Below are 20,427 nucleotides of genomic sequence, written 5' to 3' on the forward strand. Positions count from 1 at the left end.
AGAGGTTGAGCTTGTGGTGCGTGCGATTGTTTTGCTTTTGATCGGGACTCTGGCAACGCCGAGTTACGGCCAGGGTCCGGCGGAGCTTGGACCGAATACAAACGAGCATCCTTTCCAGTGTGGAGCGGCCTTTGCGATCATGGCTAAGGTCTATCAGGAAGCCGGAGATGCCAACAAAGCCGGAGATTACCAAACAAAATTCGATAACCTAGCTATCCAGGCTGAAGGCATTTTCGAACAATCTCATCGACCTAAAAGCGATGCAGAAGCCTACATGCAGAAGCACGTAGATTCCTTGGCCGCTATCGCTGAGAAAGACGCCGCGCTCGTAATCAATTTTGCCCGACGTTGCGACCAGCGCTTTCCTGGTTAGATTCGGTTAGCTGCGGTGTTCCATGGCAATGGCTCATCGATTCTGTTGATGGGATGATCGGCGATGCGGGTAAGGATGTCCCGCAGATAGGCCTCTGGATCGAGACCATTGAGCTTTGCGGTTTCGATCAGTGACAGGATGGCGGCGGCCCGTTCTCCGCCTTTTTCTGATCCGACGAACAGCCAATTCTTGCGTCATGGCCCTTTCAGCGGCATTGTTGTCCATCTCGATACTGCCGTCATCAATGAAACGACAAAGCGATCGGGAAACCGCGTAGCGGATTGCCTCAGCTGTCCCGGATTTGTGTGGCAAGCGTTTGAGGTTATCGGTAAGCGGCAAGGAGACCCCATCTGGCGCTGCTGATGCTGGGCAGGGTATTTCGGACATACGACTTCTCTGAATGTGAGGATCTATGTCTAGGCCTGCGGCTAGCCTTGGATTGATGCGGATGATCGAGGCGGTGCCCGATCGTCTTGACGGCTCGCCGCGACAGTTGCGGCGGTTCTGGTCTGACGAGTTCAAGGCCACAGCGGTCGAGCAAGCCTGTCAGCCGGGTGTGAACGTCTCGGCAATTGCGCGGCAAATCGGGATCCTTCCGTCTCAGCTCTATCGCTGGCGCAGAGAACTGTCGGGGAGTGATGAGCTTGGGCAAGCTGCAGCGACAGTGGATCCACAGAGCGTTGTATCCGACCCCGTCGTGGAAATCATCATTGGCAATATCGTCGTGCGGGTGGGCCGGCATGTCGACGAGGCGCATATGCAGCGCGTGATCCGGGCGGTTCGTTCGGCATGATCCCAGCGGGTGTAAAGGTATTCCTCGCCAGTCATCCCATCGACTTCCGCAAAGGGCCGGACAGTTTGCTGTCGCTCGTGCGCGACGCCGGCAGTGATCCGTTCAACGGCTCGCTTTATGTCTTCCGGGCGAAACGGGCAGACCGGGTCAAGATCGTCTGGTGGGATGGATCAGGGGCTGCCTCTATTCCATGGCCGTCAGCCGATGACGGCACGGTGGTGATCACACCGGCCCAGCTCGGTTATCTGCTCGAAGGCATAGACTGGCGGATGCCGCAAAAGACCTGGCGGCCAACATCGGCAGGATGAGCAAAAGCACTGGAATGGCGGACTCGAATATGATTCCATCCTGCCATGAGCGACGCGACTGATGAGCTTCCGGACGACCTTGCCAGTGCGCTTGCACTGCTGGCCGAGGAGCGTGCCCGGCGTATCGCTGCCGAGGCAGAGGCAGCGACCGCCAAGGCGCAAGCCGCCAGCGCAAAGGCGCTCGTGTCGCATTCCGAAGCGCTGATCGCGCGGTTGAAGCTGGAGATCGAGAAGGTTCGCCGCGAACTTTACGGCAGCCGGTCAGAACGCAAGGCGCGACTCCTCGAACAGATGGAACTGCAGCTCGAGGAGCTGGAGGCTGACGCTGGCGAAGACGAACTGGCGGCAGAGGTTGCGGCCAAAGCCTCGACGGTCAGGGCTTTCGAGCGCAAGCGTCCATCACGGAAACCATTCCCTGAACATCTGCCGCGCGAGCGTGTCGTTATCGCGGCCCCGGCGACCTGCCCTTGTTGCGGTTCGGGCAAGCTGTCGAAGCTGGGCGAAGACATCACCGAGACCCTGGAGGTCATCCCGCGTCAGTGGAAGGTGATCCAAACGGTGCGGGAGAAGTTCACCTGCCGCGAATGCGAGAAGATCACCCAGCCACCAGCTCCTTTCCATGTGACGCCGCGGGGCTTTGCCGGGCCCAGCCTTCTGGCGATGATCCTGTTTGAGAAGTTCGCGCAGCATCAACCGCTGAACCGCCAGAGCGAGCGCTATGCCCGAGAGGGTATCGACCTCAGCCTGTCGACGTTGGCAGATCAGGTCGGCGCTTGCGCCGCGGCGCTGAAGCCACTCCATTCGTTGATGGAAGCGCATGTCCTGGCTGCCGAGCGGCTGCATGGCGACGACACCACAGTGCCGATCCTGGCGAAGGGAAAGACCGATACGGGTCGCATCTGGACCTATGTCCGAGATGACCGGCCGTTTGGCGGGCAATCGCCGCCGGCGGCTCTCTACTATGCTTCGCGAGATCGACGACAAGAGCATCCCGAGCGCCACTTGAAGACCTTCACCGGCATTCTGCAGGCTGATGCCTATGGCGGCTACAATCCGCTGTTCAAGGTAGACCGCGATCCGGGGCCGCTGACGCAGGCGCTCTGCTGGTCGCACGCGAGGCGCAAGTTCTTCGTGCTGGCCGACATCGCCACGAATGCCAAACGCGGCAGCCGCGCCGCGCCGATCTCGCCTATGGCGCTGGAAGCCGTCAAACGGATCGATGCGCTGTTCGACATCGAGCGTGAGATCAACGGGCTTGCCGCAGCGGAACGCCTGGAGCGCCGTCGCAAGCACAGTCTGCCGCTTGTCGGCGAACTGCACCGCTGGCTTCAAACCGAGCGGGCAAAACTGTCGCGCAGTTCTCCGGTCGCAGAGCCGATCGACTACATGCTGAAGCGCTGGAACGGCTTCGTGTCGTTCCTCGACGACGGCCGGATTTGTCTCACGAACAATGCCGCCGAGCGCGCGCTCAGGGGTTTTGCACTTGGAAGGAAGTCATGGCTCTTCGCCGGATCGGATCGCGGCGCTGATCGTGCTGCCTTGATAGTGACGCTGATCATGAGTGCCAAGCTCAACGACATCGATCCCCAGGCTTGGCTTGCTGACGTCCTGGCCCGCATCGCCGACACGCCAATCAGTAAGCTGGAGCAATTACTCCCGTGGAATTGGCAGCCACACGGACTTAACGCTCAAGCAGCCTAACCTGCGGCCCTCACCGGATGCATACGATGAACGAGGAGGTTTTGATTCGCAAAGAGAAGGCTGATCGTGAGACAGTTGAGACAAGTTCTTCGGCTTGCTGGAAGCGGGAAGAGTATTGGGAATGGCGTGCAGACTGTCGGAACTCGGCCTTTATAGTGTCACCGCAGCCTTCCAGGAGCTCCACGAACAATCCAGAGCGGGCGGCCTCGAGCATGGAGATGGCCTTATCGTGCTGCTTCGAACGAAAAACTACAATGCGCCGCCAGAAGCGCTTAGAGGCCCGAGCGAGGGCTGCCAAGCTGCTTCATGAAGCACAGATCGAGAATCCCGACTTTCGTGCAGCACGCGGTCTCGACTACATTCTGTTCATGGCGTTTGCCGGTCGCGACCTTCTTGTCACCGTGCCAGCCGGTGTTGAGCTTTTTGAAGTCGCTTGCGATGGCGCGTTACCGATTCCACGAAGTGCACGGAAGAACTTTTGCGTGTACCAGCACTGAGATTAGGCCCCACAGCAAACTTATTTTTAGGGCGAGAATGCAGAAAAAAGCGTCCGCCGAGGATTGGCGATCCTCGGCGGACATCACCAGCTAGGTCATTCAGGCTTTAATCCCGAACGTTGAACCAACTCGCCCCACTTATTCAGTTCGCTCGCGATATGCTTGCGGAATTCCTCGCGCGGCGCGTAGGCCACCAAAAGGCCTTGCTCGTCGGCGAGCTTTTGAAAGCCGGGCGAGAAAACAGCATCGTGGCAGGCTTTTTCGAGCTTATCGATGACTTCTGTGGGCGTGCCGGCGGGAACGACCAGTCCAATCCAACCAATGAGCTCCATGCCCTCGAAACCGAGCTCTTCAAAGGTTGGAACATCGGGCAAAGCGGGCAAGCGCTTCGGGCTCAAAATACCTAGACCAATGAGCTCTTTCGTGCGAACAGCGCCCGAGATGGCCCCCGGCGATTCGAACAGCAACTGGACATGACCGCCGATGGCATCTGTTACGGATTGCGAAGTACCGCGGTAAGGTACGTGCAGGAATTGAACGTTCGTGCGGGCCTTCAACAACTCCTGAGCCAAATGGCTCGGCGTGCCTGGCCCCGACGATGCGAATGACAAATTGCCGTCTTTTGCCTTCTCAATGAGTTCCTGGACACTTTTTACCCCCAGGGAAGGATGAGCTACTAAGACACTGGGGGAGCCTCCGATACGGCACACTGGCTCGAAGCTTTTGATCGGATCATAAGGCAGATTCTTGCGAAGATGCGGGTTGATTGAGAAAGACGACGCTGCGGCAAGCGCCACCGTGTACCCGTCTGGTGTGGCTTTTGCAGCAGCACCCGTTCCGAGTGTCGCGCCCGCACCGGGCTGATTTTCGATTACAACAGGCGCTCCCAAGGTTTTGCTCATGGAGGGTGCGAGCTTGCGCACAGCTATGTCGCTTACCCCCCCGGCCGACAACGGCACAATAATTTCGATTGCTCTATCAGGAAACTCCTGAGCGGAAACCGGGGCCTCTGCGGCGGCTATTAGGCCCAACATCGCCAGAGATGATGCAATGATTCTTGTTCTTGGTGGAATTCTCATTTGTGCTTCCTCCGATTTGGCTCGGCTCCTCCCTGGAACACGACTGCCAATGTTGCAAATTTATCCCGTATTATGAGATCGATCAATAACTGCGATCAACCGGCTCAGGTTTTCAGCCAGATATGTCTCTCTTAAACCTAATTATTTCTTCCCAAGCGGGCGCTGAAATCGCTACAAGGCAGCAAAAGCCCGTGCCACCTTTGCTAGTCGACAGGCCCATCACAGAGCGGCCTTCGCGATTATTCATCCTCGAAAGCCACTTCACGGGTTTTCCGCATTGACGGGACGGCAATCAAGAATACCGAGCCAAGTGCCAGGGCCAGTAAGGTTGCACTAATCGGTCGTTCGACAAAAACCATCGGATCACCATGGGCCAGCAACATTGCGCGGCGCAAGTTCTCTTCCATCATGGGTCCGAGCATGAACCCTAAAATCAGCGGCGCGGGTTCGCAATCAAGCTTTGCGAACAGGTAACCGACCAACCCAAAGAGCGCCAGTGTGCCAATATCGAAGCTCGAATTTCCAAGACTGTAGACGCCGATTCCGCAAAACACCAAGACGGCCGGAAAGAGCAAGTGGTAGGGCACGGTAAGCAGCCGCACCCAAATTCCAATCAGCGGAAGGTTAAGCACCACGAGAAACATATTGCCGATCCACATCGACACGATGACGCCCCAAAACAACTCGGGTTGCTCAACCATCACAGCGGGACCCGGCTGAATTCCTTGAATGATAAGCGCACCCATCATGAGTGCCATGAGAGGGTTAGACGGAATGCCCAAAGTCAACATAGGAATAAACGAGGTCTGCGCGCCGGCATTATTGGCACTTTCAGGGCCTGCAACGCCCTCAATTGCGCCATGGCCAAATTCTTCCGGATGTTTTGACATTTTCTTTTCAAGCGCATAGGAGGCGAAAGACGACAACATAGCCCCGCCGCCCGGCAACACACCCAACAATGAACCCAAGGCAGTTCCCCGAATCACGGGCATGATGATGCGCTTCAAGTCTTTGCGGCCTAGTCTTAACCCCTCCACCTTCGTAACCAATGTTTCGCGTGTTGCTTCGTGCTCAAGGTTCCGGATAATTTCGCTCAAGCCGAACATCCCCATCGCAACGATGACAAGATCGATACCATCTTCCAGATCGGGAAGTCCCAAGGTATAGCGAAGCGCGCCCGACGAAACGTCGGTCCCTACCAGGCCAAGGAGCAAACCAACCACGATCATCGCGATCGCCTTGACCAGCGACCCGCGAGCCAGAACGCAAGATGCAATAAGGCCGAGAACCATCATCGAAAAATATTCGGTCGGGCCGAATTTCAAAGCCATATGCGCTAGAGGCGTTGCAACGAGTACGAGGATGAAAGTCGCGACAGTGCCTGCAAAGAAGGATCCGAGTGCTGCTGTCGCGAGCGCTGTTCCAGCTCGCCCCTTTCGTGCCATTTGGTATCCGTCCAACGCCGTGACAACAGACGAAGACTCTCCGGGAAGGTTGATCAATATCGCGGTGGTCGAGCCACCATACTGCGCGCCGTAATATATTCCGGAAAGCATGATCAGCGCGGTGACCGGCGAGAGTGCAAAGGTGACCGGCAACAGCATTGCAATTGTTGGCATCGGGCCCAAGCCGGGGAGTACGCCGATCAGAGTGCCGAGAAAAACACCCAAAAAACAGTAGAGCAAGTTCGCGGGCGTAAGAACCGCTTCGAACCCGATGGAAAGGTTGGTTAAAAGTTCCAAGGTCTCTTCCTCCTACTGCAGCCAATAGCCGAGGACCGGAAAGGGCATTCCCAGCCCCCAATTGAAGATCACCAGGCAAAACACTGTAAGACCGACTGCCAGAAGTACCGCATTTCTGGCGCGAAATTGCATACTTGCGAATGCACCTAGCGCCGTCAAAACGAATACCGCGATCAACATTCCAGCCGGTCGGATCAAAATGCCGAAAAGAGCGGTCGCACCTATTACGAAAACGATGCCACGAAGGTTGACACTTTCTAAGCTCTCTCGAACGCCCGTGAGCGATTTTAGAGCGACGACTGCGCCAAGGGCGATCAGTAAGATCGCAAGCGACACGGGAAAGAAGCCTGGCCCCATCTCGCTAACTGTCCCGACTCGATAATCAAGGCCACCCCACAAGAACCCTAGCCCGATCGTGACGAACACCAAACCGGCTACTAGGTCCTTCGATAAGACGCGCGAGAATTCCACTGTTCAGTCCTCCCATTTGTCTGTCGCCAACAGCTCTTCGACGCCAGACGACTCTGTAGATCTCGAAGTCGGCAGCCCAGAGGAGCTCCAACACCAGATATCGATGGCGACTGCCCCCTCTGTTACGTCGACCTCTCGTGGGCGCGCTATTCGACGACGATCATTTTTGCTCATTGAATCTTCGCCGCGAGCCGCGTGAGCCGTCGTGTAATTTATCCCACAGTGTGACACTTTCGCAGGAGCGACGCAAGTAACCTGCGGATCATTGGTGAACTTCGAGCATCTCCCGGCCCGCTCTATAGCTCGGGAGCAAGTCGACACTCACGGCTTGCACGGACCAAATCTGTGTTTGCCAGCGTCGACGGTTAGGAAGCGAGTAGCAAGCACTCGACAGTCCTAGCGCCGAGACATGGGCGCCGGGCTTTGTGCCAACCGAGTGATATCAAGACGTACCGGCGGAATTGCCGCTGCCCCCATTGAGCCCCAATGGTCGCGGTAGCCCTGCACTATCAAGGGCGACAAACGTGAACGTCGCGTGCGTGACCTGTTCGCGTTCATCGGCGTATCGATCACGACGCCAAGCCTCCACAAAAATTCGCATCGAGGTCCGACCTGTCGAGAGAAGGCGGGCGTACAAGGATACCTCGTCTCCGACCCTCACAGGCCTAATAAATGACATCGCCTCCACCGCGACAGTTGCAGTGCGACCGCGCGCCACACGAGCAGCCATATTGCCAGCTGCCAGGTCCATCTGAGCCATCAACCATCCGCCAAAGATGTCACCCGCTGGATTGGTATCAGCAGGCATTGCAATGGCGCGGATCACCGCTTCGCTACTCTTGTTCTCGTCCGTCATGAAGAACCCTTACTTTATGGCGTCTAAGTTTGGCCTGTTTCGGTACCCCCTAAGGCACCTTGCAGTCATTTGAGGCCAAGTAGTCTTCGCGTGTTTTGTATCGCCGCACCGGGCGGCTACCATCCCAAGCCGTCGCGAGGTGCTTGATCCCTTCGAAATACCGATTACGCGCATATGAGTTTGGAGCGAGTTCGATGGCGACGCCGAAATGGGACGGTCCACTGAAATACTGGGAGCTAATCAAACCTGCCGTAGTCTCAATGGTGCATTCCTGGTTGAACCCCATTTCCTCAAGGCAAACGCACGATTTCTCGTAATCGTCTGGCCAAAATCCCAGGTGGTGCAAACCTTCGCGGCCACTGTGGAGAAAATCCGTCCACGGCGACGCATCTAAGCAAGTTGCCGCTATCAGTTCGATCTGGACGGCTCCAACATATGTAAAGGCAATCGACATTTTTACGGATGTCTTGTGGCCGCGATAGTTGATTATCCTATCGTCCGCCGCGTTTTCGATTACGACGAACGGCCCCGCACCTAGCTGTTCCGTCCAAAAGCGGAGAGTTGCGTCTAAATCGGCAACCACATAGGAGATCTGCATATTTCTGCCAAGTACCTGACCAAGCAATGAAATCTCGGAGGTTGGGATCATGGGTCTCTCCTGTTCGGCGGATGCAAATTGTTCCTCGCCAAGCCGTTGTCAGAAATGCTGTTTCCGACCATACCTTTGCTCTAGCCCGGTCAGGGCGCCTCGAAAGGGCCTGACAAACTGACAGGTCTGGGAGGAGCCCTGCCAACTTGCCAGGCTCTACGAGTAATGAATGCTCAATCCACCATCCACTACGACCGTCTCGCCCGTGATGTAACTTGCAAGATTTGACAGCAAGAACATCGCGACATTGGCGATTTCTTCGGGCTCGCCAACTCGCTTGATAGCGGCTCGCGCAGCCAAAGCCTCAACAAAGCCCGGCTCGGTCGAGGCGGCCTGAGCCTGTTGGATCGACGTTTTGACGAGACCAGGCGCAACACAGTTGACACGAATGTTGAGTTGGGCGAAGTCGAGCGCGAAAGCGCGCGTCATCTGAACAATCGCTGCTTTGGATGTCGTGTAGGCGGCGCGCTCTGGTTTAGAAAGAATGCCGCCGATCGAGGCCATCGTTACGATCGCTCCGCCACCATTATCCGTCATTTGACGAGCGGCGGCGCGGCAAATATGCAGGACACCGTTCACATTGACATCCAAAACACGCTTCCACTTGTCCTCCGGCATATCGAGAACGTTCCCGCGCCAGACAATTCCAGCGTTGGCAACGGCATGCGTTACTATGCCGTGGTCGCGGCGAATTTTCTCGAATGCCGCATCAACCGCAAGGGAATCGCTGACATCGACGAGATAGCCGAACTTTGCGCAATTCTCGTCGGGATAGAGCGTCGTGAGGGCTTTTTCGAGTTGATCCGCGTCAAAGTCGAGCGGCAAGGGGCGTGCGCCCTCTGATCGCAGCTGCCTGCAAATCGCCAACCCGATTCCGGATGCGCCACCGGACACCGGGACGATAGCCGATTTCAAATCGGTCATGATCATAAAGCGTTCCTAATTTCAGTTCGAGGAACTTGACATGCCAGCCGGTGACATTTCTGCGGGCCGCATCAAGCGTTATAAGTGGTTTGCACTCACAAACGCTCAACCGATACCAGCGCTCTGGCCACCATCGATGTTCAAAGCCGCACCGGTAATGAACGCGCCGTCGTCTGAGCACAGCCACATTGTCGCCCGTGCCATCTCTTCCGGACGGGCAAAGCGTCCTACTGGTTCCTGCCCAATGAGCCGTGTGCGACCTGCCTCTGTTCCGCCCGATACTCGCTCAATCATCGGCGTGTCAGTGATGCCCGGGCACAGTGCGTTAATGCGAATCTTTGCGCCGGCGACCTCAAGCGCGGTCGATTTGGTAAGAGCAACCACTGCATATTTTGTCGCGCAGTATGAGCCCTGGTTGCGGATCGAAAGGACACCGGCCGTTGAAGCGGTGTTGACGATCACCCCACCGCCCGATTTATCCATGACCGGAATTTGGTGTTTCATGCAGAGATATACACCCTTGACATTGATCGCAAACAGCCTGTCAAAGAGTTCCTCACTTACTTCAGTTAGCGGGACGACACCCTGTTCGATCCCGGCATTGTTGAAGGCGAAATTCAGTGCTCCAAACGCTTGTACGCAACGATCAACGGCTGCCTTCACCTGATCGCTGTTCGTTACATCGCATGCAATAGCGGTCGCTTTTCCGCCAGACTCTTCTATCCGCTTCACAGTCTCCGCTGCTGCAGTGGGGTTGATGTCGACCACAGCCACATTTGCACCAGCATCTGCAAAGGCGAAGGCGGTTGCGCGACCGATGCCGCTCCCGGCTCCCGTTATAAAAGCTGTTTTACCAGCAAATTTATAGTTCTGTGCGTTACTCACCCTAGATCCTCCTCGATCTTATAGACGGTCACTCTGAGTTAATCGTTGTCTCTGGACCGCCAAGTCATCAAGCCGACATGCAACAGGCTTGGCTGATGCCAAGCCCTACTCCGAGGGAGCAGGGACATCGACCACAACGGTATGAATTAGTCCCAAGCGCTTGTGTTGCATTTGATCCGGGTATGTCCCGCTGTAAGTGGTACAAAACAGCGTTTGGCCATCCGGTCCGCCCAGTTCGCAGGCGATGGCGCTCCCTTCGAATTCGATTCTATCGGTGATTTCGCCGCCGTCCAGAACACGCAAGACTTCACCGGTGTTGAACGAAGACACCCAAATCGCTCCCTCCGCATCAGCGCAGATGCCGTCAGGATGACGTCCAGACAAATCCGCAAATTGCCTGCGATTGGATAGGGCTCCAGTTACCAAGTCACGATCAAATGACGAAATCCTCCCGCACCAAGTTTCCGACACAATCAACGTTCTGCCGCTATTGATGAGGACCGTCCCATTTGGAAATTCCATGTCGGTGGCCGCAACGCTTACACGTCCGTCCGGTTCTACCGTATGAATCGAAGTCAGCTTGATTGGTTCGCCAGCAAATATGTCGTACCCGAAGTTTCCGACGTACAGCCGACCACTGTCGTCAATCCCGAAGTCATTTAGATCGCCAGTCGCGAAATTCGACAGATCAACATAAAGCTCAAGCTTCCCGTCAACAATTTTGTTAATGTGCCGAGCAACCGATGATACAATGATCGGCGTCCCGTCCGGTAAAAAATTAAAACTGTTGGGGCGCGGCGGAAGATCGCGGACAACGACCTCCTTTTTCCCCTGCATGTCGACCCGGTAAAGGATGCTGTCAAAGACGTCGGGCGCCCAAACGGCGCCGTCCTTCCAGCGCGGGGCTTCCAGAAAAATAAAGTCGGACGCCAGTAGTTTGGCCTCACGTATTTGCATTGTCACTTCCTCCCAATGATCGCTTTGCGGATGATTTTAGTGCGACATGCCTAGATCTAAGGCGCCCTTTCGCTAGTGTGCCTGCAATCCTCCGCATGGCTCCGCTACGCGAGGCACCCGACGATCCTCCTCCTCGACCACCGACCAGCCTTGGTAAAAGTATCAGTCATATAAGAACATGTCAATTGGCGGGATTTTTTATCTGTCAGCAACGCAGTCTTCCGATTAAGTGTGAGGGGCCAGCCTCAGCGACCGCTATCGGAGACGATCTTTGCGCAATTTTCCCATCAAAAATAAATTGGTTGCATAATGTGGGATTGTTTGACAGCTTCGGCATACCGCGCTACTTAGCTGTTGGGATAAAGGCTGGCGGCGTTAAACCCTACGAGCCTACAGTTTGCGGTGAGCCGCATCGGGCGGCTGCACTCCAGCCGTACTGCCAGCTCGCCTTCGTTAGCAGGGAGGCTACGAAGGCCAGCGGTAATGTCGACGCGGCTCAAAGTCGAGCGGGTTGGCAACTGCCGCTCGTCTAAAGGTTGGACCATGGAAGTTTACGACTATATCATTGTCGGCGCGGGATCGAGCGGAAATCCCGTCGCGCGTGCGTTGTCCGAAGATTCGTCGGTCAAGGTACTTCTTCTCGAGGCAGGTCCACATGCGGACCGCTTCTGGGTCAATACGCCGGCTGGCATGGCAAAACTTTATTTTGATAAGCTGCTGAACTGGAACTACCATACGGAGCCCATGGCAAAGCTCGAGGGCCGGAGCATGTATTGGCCACGGGGAAAGGCACTGGGCGGGTCAAGCTCCATCAATGGCATGGTTTTTATCCGGGGACACCGTAACGATTTCGACAGTTGGCGCGACCTCGGTAACCCAGGATGGGGATATGAAGACCTGCTACCGTACTTTCGAGACATGGAGCATTTCGAGCGTCGCAGCGACAAGTGGCGCGGGCAAGGCGGCCCCCTTTGGGTCAGCGACCCGGTCGTCAAGTTGAAATCCAGTTATGATTTTATTGAGGCCGCAACGCGTCTGGAAATTCCCGAAAGAGAAGATATGAACGGCGCCGAGCACGACGGCGTTGGTTTCATGCAGCATACTATCAAGAATGGCCGCCGCTTTTCAGCTTATTCGGCCTTCACCAGACCAGTCACCGGCCGACCAAACTTGACTATCCGCACCGCGGTCGAGGTCCAGCGGGTGCTATTTGAGGGACATACCGCAACAGGGGTCGAGGTTCTGGAAAATGGCAGTCTTCGAAAGATCGAGGCCGCAAGAGAGATTATACTGTCTTGCGGGGCGATAAACACTCCGAAGCTTCTCATGCTATCTGGTGTCGGACCCGCGAGCGAAATCATCCCGCACGGAATTCCACTCGTCCTCGAGCGCCCGGGAGTCGGACGAAATCTTCAAGATCATTTCTACATTCACACCGGATGGCGCTCTACCGCCGACAGCTCTTATAACGCCAGCCTTGTCGGCCTTTGGAAATATTGGGAGGGCTTCAAGTACCTGATGACGCACAAGGGCTACCTGGCCCTCGGATCGTCACAAGTGGCGGCATTCGTCAAAAGCCGCCCGGAAGAGCCTTACGCTGACCTGCAAATCAGTTTTCGCCCAATGACATTTCAGTTCTTACCAAGCGGAGAGGCCCGGGTGGAAAAAGAGCCTGGTTTGGGAGTATCGGTTTACCAACTTCGTCCGCGCACCACGGGCACCGTAACGCTTCGATCTGCGCATGCATCCGACAAGGCGGTTTGTACGCCAAATTTCTTAAACCACGGCGACGACGTTGAGGCGATGATTAGCGGCATCAAGAAAATCCGGGAAATTATGAACACGGAACCCATCCGTTCTCGTGTTCTTGGCGAGGATGTTCCTGGCTCAAACGTCAAAACAGACGAGGACATCTATCGGTTCATGGAAAAGACCGGCAATTCCGCGCATCATCAAGTCGGCACTTGCAAGATGGGCAGCGACGCGATGTCCGTGGTTGATGAGCGTCTACGTTTCCGAGGTTTGGAGCGATTACGCGTCGTAGACGCTTCGGTCATGCCGCACCTCACGTCCGGAAACACCAACGCTCCCTCGATCATGATCGGCGTAAAAGGCGCCCACATGATCAAGGCTGATGCCGTTTGTCGTAGAACGAGTCACGGCTGAACGCCTCAGGTGAGATTACCGCAGCCGCCTTAAGTTCTGGCTGACGTTTAGATCAACGAGCATGGGCAAAACTGCGATGCGTATCGCATTATTTATGCAAATCAGACCGAAAGGACCCGGCACATGAGAGAAATAAACTCGCGCCCATCTGAGGGTTTTGAGTCAACCCTTTACCCTAGAATTGGCCTTTATATCGGCGGCAATTGGATTTACGACCGCGACCGTTGGATCGATGTTCGCAATCCAAGTACCGGTAACGCTCTGGGGCCCGTGCCGAACGCGACGCCCGCCGACTTGCACAACGCGCTGGAGGCGGCAGAAGCCGGATTTCGAATTTGGCGCGATACCCAACCTCTCGAACGCTCACGGATTATCATGAAAGCAGTTGCCCTGATCCGGGAGCGTGCGCGCGATATCGCGAAAGTACTTACCCTGGAGCACGGCAAAACGCTTGCCGCGGCCGAAGGAGAAATCATACGCAGCTGCCGTTTCTACGACTGGGAGGCAGGGCAAGCGCTTCGCAGCTATGGCTGGATCTTGCCAGCCGCCGATCAAATGCAGAAGCGCATTTTGCGCCTGCCCATTGGACCAGTTGTCGCATTCACGCCCTGGAACGTCCCAATGAGTGCGTTTGCGCGCAAAACGTCGGCGGCCCTTGCTGCAGGATGCTCGATTATCGTGAAAGCCGCGAACGAAACACCCGGCACAGCCGTGGAATTGGTCAAATGTTTTGAAGAGGCGGGCCTTCCGCCAGGCGTTCTCAATCTCGTCCTCGGGGATCCGGCAGTCATATCATCTACATTGATCGGTTCACCGATCTCAAGGCTAGTGACCTTCACGGGCTCTACCGGTGTGGGCAAGCATCTGACGGAGCTAGCAGCCCGCGCCATGAAGCCCGCCCTGATGGAACTTGGGGGTCATGCTCCCGTTATCGTCGGCCGCGATGTGGATGCCAAGGCAATCGGCCTTTTGGCTGCTGAAGCCAAGACACGCGCCTCGGGCCAAATCTGCGCATCGGCTTCGCGGTTTATTGTTGATGAAAGCGTCTACAAACCTTTCGTCGATTCATTTGCCGGCGCCCTCAACGACCTCCGCATCGGCGACGGTTTCGATCCGCAAGCTCAAATGGGTCCGCTGGCCAACGATCGCCGTCTTGGTGCAGCGGAGACAATGGTTCAAAATGCTATCGCGCGGGGGGCTCGCGTGGCGGCCGGTGGAAACCGCATTGGCAACAGAGGTTTCTATTTCGAGCCCACCCTTTTGGTCGACGTACCTCTAGACGCCGATTCGATGACCGTTGAGCCGTTTAACCCGATCGGCTCATGTATATCGGTCCCTAACCTGGATGCAGCTCTCAAGATCGCCAACAACCTTCATGTAGGATTGGCTGGGTATGCATTTACCAACAATCTGACAGATGCCGAGCGAATTCAGCGCGAGTTGGAGGTTGGTGCATTGTCGATCAACCACTTCGACACCCCAGATTCCGATACGCCCTTCGGCGGGGTGAAAGACAGCGGTATAGGTCGGGAGGGTGGCCCTACGTCACTGGACGCTTACATGGTGCAGAAGACAGTGTTGCAGTTTTCCGGTACAATCTAGGCGGAAGAGAGGCCGAGCCCGATCGGCGGGTCTCTCTTCACTCGGATGCAACCACGCGCGATGGAATGCTGCATTATAGCTCTTCGACAGTCGCTCAATGGTAAGATTTTGCGATTCCAATTGCGCCCAGGATATTACCAGCCGCCATCGCAACTGATGTTCTGTCCGGATATGAGGTCAGCCTGAGGCGAAGACAAAAAAACTGCAAGATTAGCGACGTCGACAGCTTCGATCCGGCGTTTGAGGCATTGATGGTCAAGTATCCACCGATGGTAGGCTTCACGCCTGTCACCAAACAGCTTCCATTCCGCATCGGATAGCACCGCGCCCGGTGAGATACCGTTTACATTAACGCCGTGCCTTCCCAATTCGCGCGCCAATGACTTGACCAAGCCATACATGGCCCCCTTTGACGCTACGTATGGTACGAATCCGTCCCACTGACCGTTCAGTGTTAGCGACGTCAGGCAAATGATTTTGCCAGATCTGACTTCCTTCATGTGAGCGCTGCAAACTCGTGATACAACGAAAGCAGCCGAGGAGTTGATGCGGATCTCCTTCTCATACTCGGCGATGGTGTAGTCTTCGTGCGGTCGGTTCGTGATAAAGGCTGCGTTGTTTATTAGGATGTCGATGCCACCTACGTCCTGTGCGAGCTTGCCGACCGTCTGCTCCGTTTCGACAAGGTCACCTAAATCGCAACCACAATAACGTACATTGCCTGACGCACCAGAAAGGACCGCCTCGCCATCCAACCCGGGAAGATCAAGTGCAATGGCGCTTGCTCCCTCCTGTTGAAAGCGGGCGACCAAGGCTCGGCCAATCGTGCCGAGTGCACCGGTGATCAAAGCGGTTTTACCGGAAAGGGACGCCATCGTTACTCCACAATCCAAGGCTTCGCGCAACTTGGCGCAAGTCAATGGCGCCGCGCCAGCGTTGCGTCGCTGGCGCGCGCCATTTCTACAGGAATCTCACCATTGTGGCTTGCAGCTATCGGCATTCTCAGCCGTATAGATCGGCGGCGGAATGCTAACCAGCGCGCCCTTCGGGGTTTTCGCATCCGTTGCAGCCTTGTAAAGCGTGTCGGCTCCGGCAGCTCCATATTCTCGCCAGAGCTCACAAACCGACGCGGTGATCTGTCCGGATTTTACATACGGCATGCCAGCGGCCAGGCCACCAGCCGCTGTCACGACTTTCGCTTTTGAACCGGCGTCGCTGATAGCATCGGCGCAGCCGACAGCCATCGTTTCCGCGTGTGCATAAAACACGTCGATATCCGGGTTAGCGACAAGAGCATTCTGGCAGACTTCTTGACCCTTTGCTTGCGTCCAATCGGTGGGCTGCGACGAAACGATTTCATACTTTGCGCCAGCCTTTTCCAGCCCGGCCTTGAAACCATTCGTCAGGTTGACGACAGTTGAATACCCAGCCATGCCTTCTACGATGCCGATTTTGGCAGTTCGATCCGTAGGCAACTGCTTTGCAGCAAAGCCGGCGAGGTCCTCGCCCGTCTGGAAATCGTCACGCCCGACGAGCGAGGCAAGTCCAGGATATACATCTGTCCACTTGGCAGTCGGTTCGCCAACTTGGACCAGCACGGCTGTGAACGGTATTCCAGCCGCGTTTGCCTTGTCCACCCATGTCTTTGCCACTGCACTGTCGAGAACGATCGCGGCGATACCGTCGACCTTCTGAGCAATTGCGTCGTCGATCGCGTTTGATTGCTTTTCAACGCTGCCCTTTGAGTCCATCAGGACGACTTTCGCACCCAGCTTTTCACCTTCTGCCTTAAAGCCATCCGCCTGGCTGACTTCGGCAACATTTTGGAAATTTGTAACGACAAAAGCGAGCGTGACGTCCTTCGCGTACGCGCCGGGCCCCACGCTCATCAGCGCGGTCGAAAGCCCCAGTACTGTTAGGAAACCAGTTCTATTTCGCATTCTGCACTCCTCCCATAAACATTTGGCAGCGTCATAGCGACTGCGGCCGGCTTCTACTTTTCCAATTCCTCCCTGCGCAATCGCCCAGCCATACGTGAACGGCTTCCCGCAAACGCAACGGTTGGCGGAACGGCCAACAGATATGCGGAGCGACTGACGTGATCAAACACCGCTACTCGTAGCAAGTGGAGCTCTGATCGACGTTCGTAAATAATCTTATATTACGGGACATTGTCAAGAGAATGCTTTGGGGGACAATCAATTGCGTCGAGGGCCGACCCTCCATATGGGTAAAAATAGGCGCATCAATGAGGCGATGAACTCATAAGTAGCTCTGTAAATGGCCAGTAAGGTCCGGCGAGTTGGCCGAGCGCGCAAAGCGGGATTGACATAATCCCATATGAGGGGATATTTATATTCTTGGGAGTAGGATGCGTATTGTGCAGGATCGCCGGCGGCGGTCCGCGTGGAGGAAAAAGTGTTGCAGCATCGCCACCAAATTCGAAACCGAACAGCTCGGCAAATTGCGTTGGAGGAGGAAGCGTGTGACCCCACGCAATTCGAAGCGATGAAGTTGAGTATGCACCGTTCTGTCGGAGATTCCAACCGATGACCGATCGCTCACTGCTAATGCGTTTGGAGAACGTGACGAAGAAGTTTGGTGGGCTGATTGCGCTGAGGGGCGTTGATCTTCAGATCACAAGCGGCCGCGTCCACGGACTTCTAGGGGCCAATGGCGCTGGCAAGTCGACGTTGATCAAGATTATTTCCGGCGCCTATGCGGCAACATCTGGGCAAATTTACTGGAGGGGCGGAGCAGTCTCTTGGTCGAGTCCGAGAGACGCCAATGACAGCGGGGTGGCAACGATTCATCAGCATATTCCGTTGGTCTCGACGCTCTCCGTCCTCGAAAATGTCTTTCTCGCAGCGCCCGGCTTTTGGCGCCAGAGCCTCGAAATGCGTGAGCGCTTCGATGTTATTTGTGAGCGCGTCGGGTATTCCTTGAATCCGGACGCGCTTGTGGGCGACTTGCGGATCGGTGCGCGTCAGATGGTAGCAATCTTCCAGGCGCTCGGCTCAGGAGCCGATCTGATCGTCATGGATGAGCCTACCGCTTCCTTGGCGACTGAGGAGCGGGAACTTGTCTATCGCGCTGTTCGACGCCTCACTCAAGGCGAAAACAAAGCCATTCTCTTTGTATCGCATTTCCTCGATGAAATCATAGCGTTGACCGACGAGGTGACGGTGCTACGTGATGGCCAGGCCGTGCTGCGAGCGGAAACAAAAGACCTCGATGAATCCAAGATCGCTGAGGCGATCGTTGGGCGCAGGCTAGCTGCGATGGAAACAACATCGCAAGGGCGCAGCCTAGAGCAGTTAAAGGTCCTACCAGAACTGCTAGAGCTTCGGGAATTGGGGTCCCCGGGCAAGCTTCAGCCTATTTCGCTAAAATTGCGTGCCGGTGAGGTACTGGGCATCGCCGGGTTACTTGGTTCAGGTCGCAGTGAGCTGCTTCATGCAATCTTCGGAGCAGATGCCGATGCGACCGGCGATGTGGTCTTGCGGGGAAAGACGCTTCGCCGCAGCACCTCTGCAGCCGTAAAGGCCGGCATCGCCTTGGTACCAGAGGACAGAATGCGTCAAGGCTTGGTCCCCGGGTTTGAAATATGGCGAAATACGACGCTGCCCGCCCTGAAAGGGGTTTCAGCGGCAGGTGTTATCCCCATCGAGCTCAAGGAGCGCGAACGGGCCCTCGACGCTATCCAGCGGCTTTCTATCAAGGCGCAGTCGCCGGACGTGCCGGTGATGGAACTCAGCGGTGGAAACGCGCAAAAAGTGACTATCGCCAAGTGGTTGTACAGCAACGTCGACGTTTTCCTTCTCGATGAACCAACCGCGGGGATCGACGTCGGTGCAAAAGCGGACATCCTTATGCTGGTGCGTAAGCTCGCATCTGAAGGCAAAGCCGTTATCGTCGTTTCGTCGGAATTTGAGGAATTGATTGCCGCGTGCGATCGCATACTTGTGATGCGGGACGGACGTTGCATCGCCGAAAGATCGGTCGCAAGCACCTCAGAACATGAACTCATCCTGTTGGCCAGCGGGCATACTGTTGCGCAGACAGCCGCCTGAACAAGCTCGAAAATTGAATTTGAATAGTGAGAACACAATGGCTTTGACACTGAAGCAAACCGATAAACAGAGGGAGAGCCGTGCTGCGGCGCCGTCGCTCGCTTCAAATCCGTCAATCGACAAAAAGGCGGACTGGAGTCAGGCCTTCGGCCTTCGTGAGATGGGCGTTTTTTACGCCTTGCTGTTGCTCGTGATCGTCCTTTCATTCACCACAGCCTACCTTGGAAAATCCAATTATATCAGCGTTCTCAATGTGACGAATGTCGTTTACCAGGCATCACTGATTTCATTCATGGCTATTGCCATGACAGTTGTCCTGATTACCGGAAATTTCGATCTTTCTGTCGCGTCTGTCGCAGCGCTTTCGGCGGCGATCTTCGTTGGAAGCTGCAACTCCATGGGGCTCGCGCCGGCGATTGGCCTTTCCATGGCCACAGCAGTGACAATTGGACTGATCAATGGGAGCATCGTGCAATTCCTGGGGATCAACGCGTTTATTGTGACGCTTGGAACATTAACGGCAGTGCGCGGACTGGTTTTGATTTATACCGACGGCGCGTCCTTAACGATCCAGTCGCCCCAGATCGTCGAAGTACTGAAAGCATTTGAATCAAACCGGATCGACATTGCCTATGCACTGATCGTTCTCTCCGCGCTTTTTCTTATTTCTGGAGCCTACAGCGCGATTCGTATCAAAAGAATGTCTCCGCGCTCTGCTGGCCTCGTCCTTGCGGGCGTCTCGATACTGGCGTTCACGTGGGTTGCCGGTTTTGTCGTCTCGGTGAAAATGCCCGTGATATATTTGGCAGTGTTCACGGCGATGGTCTGGTTTGTTCTCCGCTTTACAACGGTCGGTCGAAAGATCTATGCGGTCGGCGGCAACCCGGAGGCAGCACGTCTATCAGGCATCAATGTCACACTTTACCGTCTTGCCGCGTTTGTCTTTTGCAGTGGCATAGCGGGGTTTGCCGGAATATTATTTGCAGCACGGCTCCGCTCGATGAATCCTACGGGCCTGCAGGGAGCTGAACTTACGGTCATTGCGGCAGCAATCCTCGGGGGCACGTCCCTGTTCGGGGGTGCGGGGAGCGTAGTCAAAACGCTAGGTGGAGCGCTTCTACTATATTCCCTAACCAACGGGTTTAATATTCTTAACCTCGGTGCGAACTACCAGGGTCTTATAGAAGGTATCGTGGTCGTCTCGGCTGCGGCGATTTATACCGTCGGTGGCAATAAGCGAAGAACGAAGACAGGCTGATCCACAGCTCCGAGATCATTCACTTAAAGCGTACAAGCGAAAGCGACGATAACGCGACGAGTGCACCCATTTTTCTCGCCGACCCAAAAGAGT

At 55.7% G+C, this 20,427-nt stretch carries 19 protein-coding genes and 1 pseudogene; 9 read left to right on the forward strand and 11 right to left on the reverse strand.

Going from position 1 to position 20,427, the window contains the following annotated elements; translation table 11 throughout:
* The first annotated feature begins 13 nt into the window (after window positions 1-13).
* Complete coding sequence (locus FHX14_RS26315) at window positions 14-373, forward strand: hypothetical protein (RefSeq protein ID WP_184379746.1); 360 nt, start codon at window positions 14-16, stop codon at window positions 371-373.
* Here FHX14_RS26315 and FHX14_RS26320 read toward each other — a convergent pair.
* Window positions 370-676 (reverse strand): annotated as a pseudogene (locus tag FHX14_RS26320) (transposase domain-containing protein); the annotation flags it as partial. The gene FHX14_RS26315 and the pseudogene FHX14_RS26320 overlap by 4 nt on opposite strands.
* A gap of 145 nt (window positions 677-821) precedes the next feature.
* Here FHX14_RS26320 and FHX14_RS26325 point away from each other — a divergent pair.
* The 4 genes from FHX14_RS26325 (at window position 822) to FHX14_RS26340 (ending at window position 3,672) form a co-directional block, all read left to right on the forward strand.
* Window positions 822-1,166: a transposase gene (locus FHX14_RS26325; protein ID WP_163856647.1), complete on the forward strand. Its 345-nt coding sequence runs from the start codon at window positions 822-824 to the stop codon at window positions 1,164-1,166.
* The gene (gene tnpB / locus FHX14_RS26330) at window positions 1,163-1,474 is read left to right on the forward strand and encodes an IS66 family insertion sequence element accessory protein TnpB (protein WP_184379748.1); all 312 of its coding nucleotides are present in this window, start codon (window positions 1,163-1,165) and stop codon (window positions 1,472-1,474) included. The genes FHX14_RS26325 and tnpB overlap by 4 nt, the downstream gene beginning before the upstream one ends.
* A 45-nt stretch (window positions 1,475-1,519) precedes the next feature.
* Window positions 1,520-3,175, forward strand: a complete 1,656-nt coding sequence (locus FHX14_RS26335) for an IS66 family transposase (protein WP_184379750.1) — start codon at window positions 1,520-1,522, stop codon at window positions 3,173-3,175.
* 254 nt (window positions 3,176-3,429) lie between these two features.
* Window positions 3,430-3,672 (forward strand): hypothetical protein, encoded by a 243-nt coding sequence (locus FHX14_RS26340; RefSeq protein ID WP_184379754.1) that lies wholly within the window; start codon window positions 3,430-3,432, stop codon window positions 3,670-3,672.
* 95 nt (window positions 3,673-3,767) lie between these two features.
* Here FHX14_RS26340 and FHX14_RS26345 read toward each other — a convergent pair whose 3' ends face one another.
* From FHX14_RS26345 to FHX14_RS26380, 8 genes are all read right to left on the reverse strand, one after another.
* Window positions 3,768-4,751 (reverse strand): tripartite tricarboxylate transporter substrate binding protein, encoded by a 984-nt coding sequence (locus FHX14_RS26345; protein ID WP_184379756.1) that lies wholly within the window; start codon window positions 4,749-4,751, stop codon window positions 3,768-3,770.
* A gap of 239 nt (window positions 4,752-4,990) precedes the next feature.
* Window positions 4,991-6,493 carry a tripartite tricarboxylate transporter permease gene (locus FHX14_RS26350; protein WP_168275262.1) on the reverse strand — a complete coding sequence of 501 codons (1,503 nt, stop codon included), beginning with the start codon at window positions 6,491-6,493 and terminating at the stop codon, window positions 4,991-4,993.
* A gap of 12 nt (window positions 6,494-6,505) precedes the next feature.
* Entirely contained in the window at window positions 6,506-6,964 is a 459-nt protein-coding gene (locus FHX14_RS26355; protein WP_130815667.1) for a tripartite tricarboxylate transporter TctB family protein, read from the reverse strand.
* Between the two features lie 442 nt (window positions 6,965-7,406).
* Window positions 7,407-7,820, reverse strand: a complete 414-nt coding sequence (locus FHX14_RS26360) for an acyl-CoA thioesterase (RefSeq protein ID WP_130815668.1) — start codon at window positions 7,818-7,820, stop codon at window positions 7,407-7,409.
* Between the two features lie 49 nt (window positions 7,821-7,869).
* Window positions 7,870-8,469, reverse strand: a complete 600-nt coding sequence (locus FHX14_RS26365; protein ID WP_184379758.1) for a VOC family protein — start codon at window positions 8,467-8,469, stop codon at window positions 7,870-7,872.
* A gap of 156 nt (window positions 8,470-8,625) precedes the next feature.
* On the reverse strand, window positions 8,626-9,399 hold the full coding sequence (locus tag FHX14_RS26370) for an SDR family oxidoreductase (protein WP_130815670.1): 774 nt from the start codon (window positions 9,397-9,399) through the stop codon (window positions 8,626-8,628).
* A gap of 99 nt (window positions 9,400-9,498) precedes the next feature.
* Window positions 9,499-10,278 (reverse strand): glucose 1-dehydrogenase, encoded by a 780-nt coding sequence (locus FHX14_RS26375; RefSeq protein ID WP_130815671.1) that lies wholly within the window; start codon window positions 10,276-10,278, stop codon window positions 9,499-9,501.
* A 105-nt stretch (window positions 10,279-10,383) separates the two neighbouring features.
* Window positions 10,384-11,235 carry an SMP-30/gluconolactonase/LRE family protein gene (locus tag FHX14_RS26380; protein WP_184379761.1) on the reverse strand — a complete coding sequence of 284 codons (852 nt, stop codon included), beginning with the start codon at window positions 11,233-11,235 and terminating at the stop codon, window positions 10,384-10,386.
* Window positions 11,236-11,778: 543 nt separating this feature from the next.
* On the opposite strand from FHX14_RS26380, the gene FHX14_RS26385 reads away from it, so the two are divergent.
* Window positions 11,779-13,401: a GMC family oxidoreductase N-terminal domain-containing protein gene (locus FHX14_RS26385; RefSeq protein ID WP_130815673.1), complete on the forward strand. Its 1,623-nt coding sequence runs from the start codon at window positions 11,779-11,781 to the stop codon at window positions 13,399-13,401.
* 123 nt (window positions 13,402-13,524) lie between these two features.
* Window positions 13,525-15,003, forward strand: a complete 1,479-nt coding sequence (locus FHX14_RS26390; RefSeq protein ID WP_168275274.1) for an NAD-dependent succinate-semialdehyde dehydrogenase — start codon at window positions 13,525-13,527, stop codon at window positions 15,001-15,003.
* A gap of 134 nt (window positions 15,004-15,137) precedes the next feature.
* Here FHX14_RS26390 and FHX14_RS26395 read toward each other — a convergent pair whose 3' ends face one another.
* Both FHX14_RS26395 and FHX14_RS26400 read right to left on the reverse strand, forming a co-directional pair.
* Window positions 15,138-15,878 (reverse strand): SDR family oxidoreductase, encoded by a 741-nt coding sequence (locus FHX14_RS26395; protein ID WP_184379763.1) that lies wholly within the window; start codon window positions 15,876-15,878, stop codon window positions 15,138-15,140.
* A gap of 96 nt (window positions 15,879-15,974) precedes the next feature.
* Window positions 15,975-16,943: a sugar ABC transporter substrate-binding protein gene (locus FHX14_RS26400; protein ID WP_130815675.1), complete on the reverse strand. Its 969-nt coding sequence runs from the start codon at window positions 16,941-16,943 to the stop codon at window positions 15,975-15,977.
* 609 nt (window positions 16,944-17,552) lie between these two features.
* On the opposite strand from FHX14_RS26400, the gene FHX14_RS26405 reads away from it, so the two are divergent.
* Together FHX14_RS26405 and FHX14_RS26410 are read left to right on the forward strand one after the other, a co-directional pair.
* The gene (locus FHX14_RS26405) at window positions 17,553-19,076 is read left to right on the forward strand and encodes a sugar ABC transporter ATP-binding protein (RefSeq protein WP_246713460.1); all 1,524 of its coding nucleotides are present in this window, start codon (window positions 17,553-17,555) and stop codon (window positions 19,074-19,076) included.
* 37 nt (window positions 19,077-19,113) lie between these two features.
* Window positions 19,114-20,334 (forward strand): ABC transporter permease, encoded by a 1,221-nt coding sequence (locus FHX14_RS26410; protein ID WP_246713461.1) that lies wholly within the window; start codon window positions 19,114-19,116, stop codon window positions 20,332-20,334.
* Window positions 20,335-20,427 lie beyond the last annotated feature (93 nt).

It is taken from the genome of Rhizobium sp. BK619 (genome assembly GCF_014195245.1).
Classification (GTDB): domain Bacteria; phylum Pseudomonadota; class Alphaproteobacteria; order Rhizobiales; family Rhizobiaceae; genus Rhizobium; species Rhizobium acidisoli.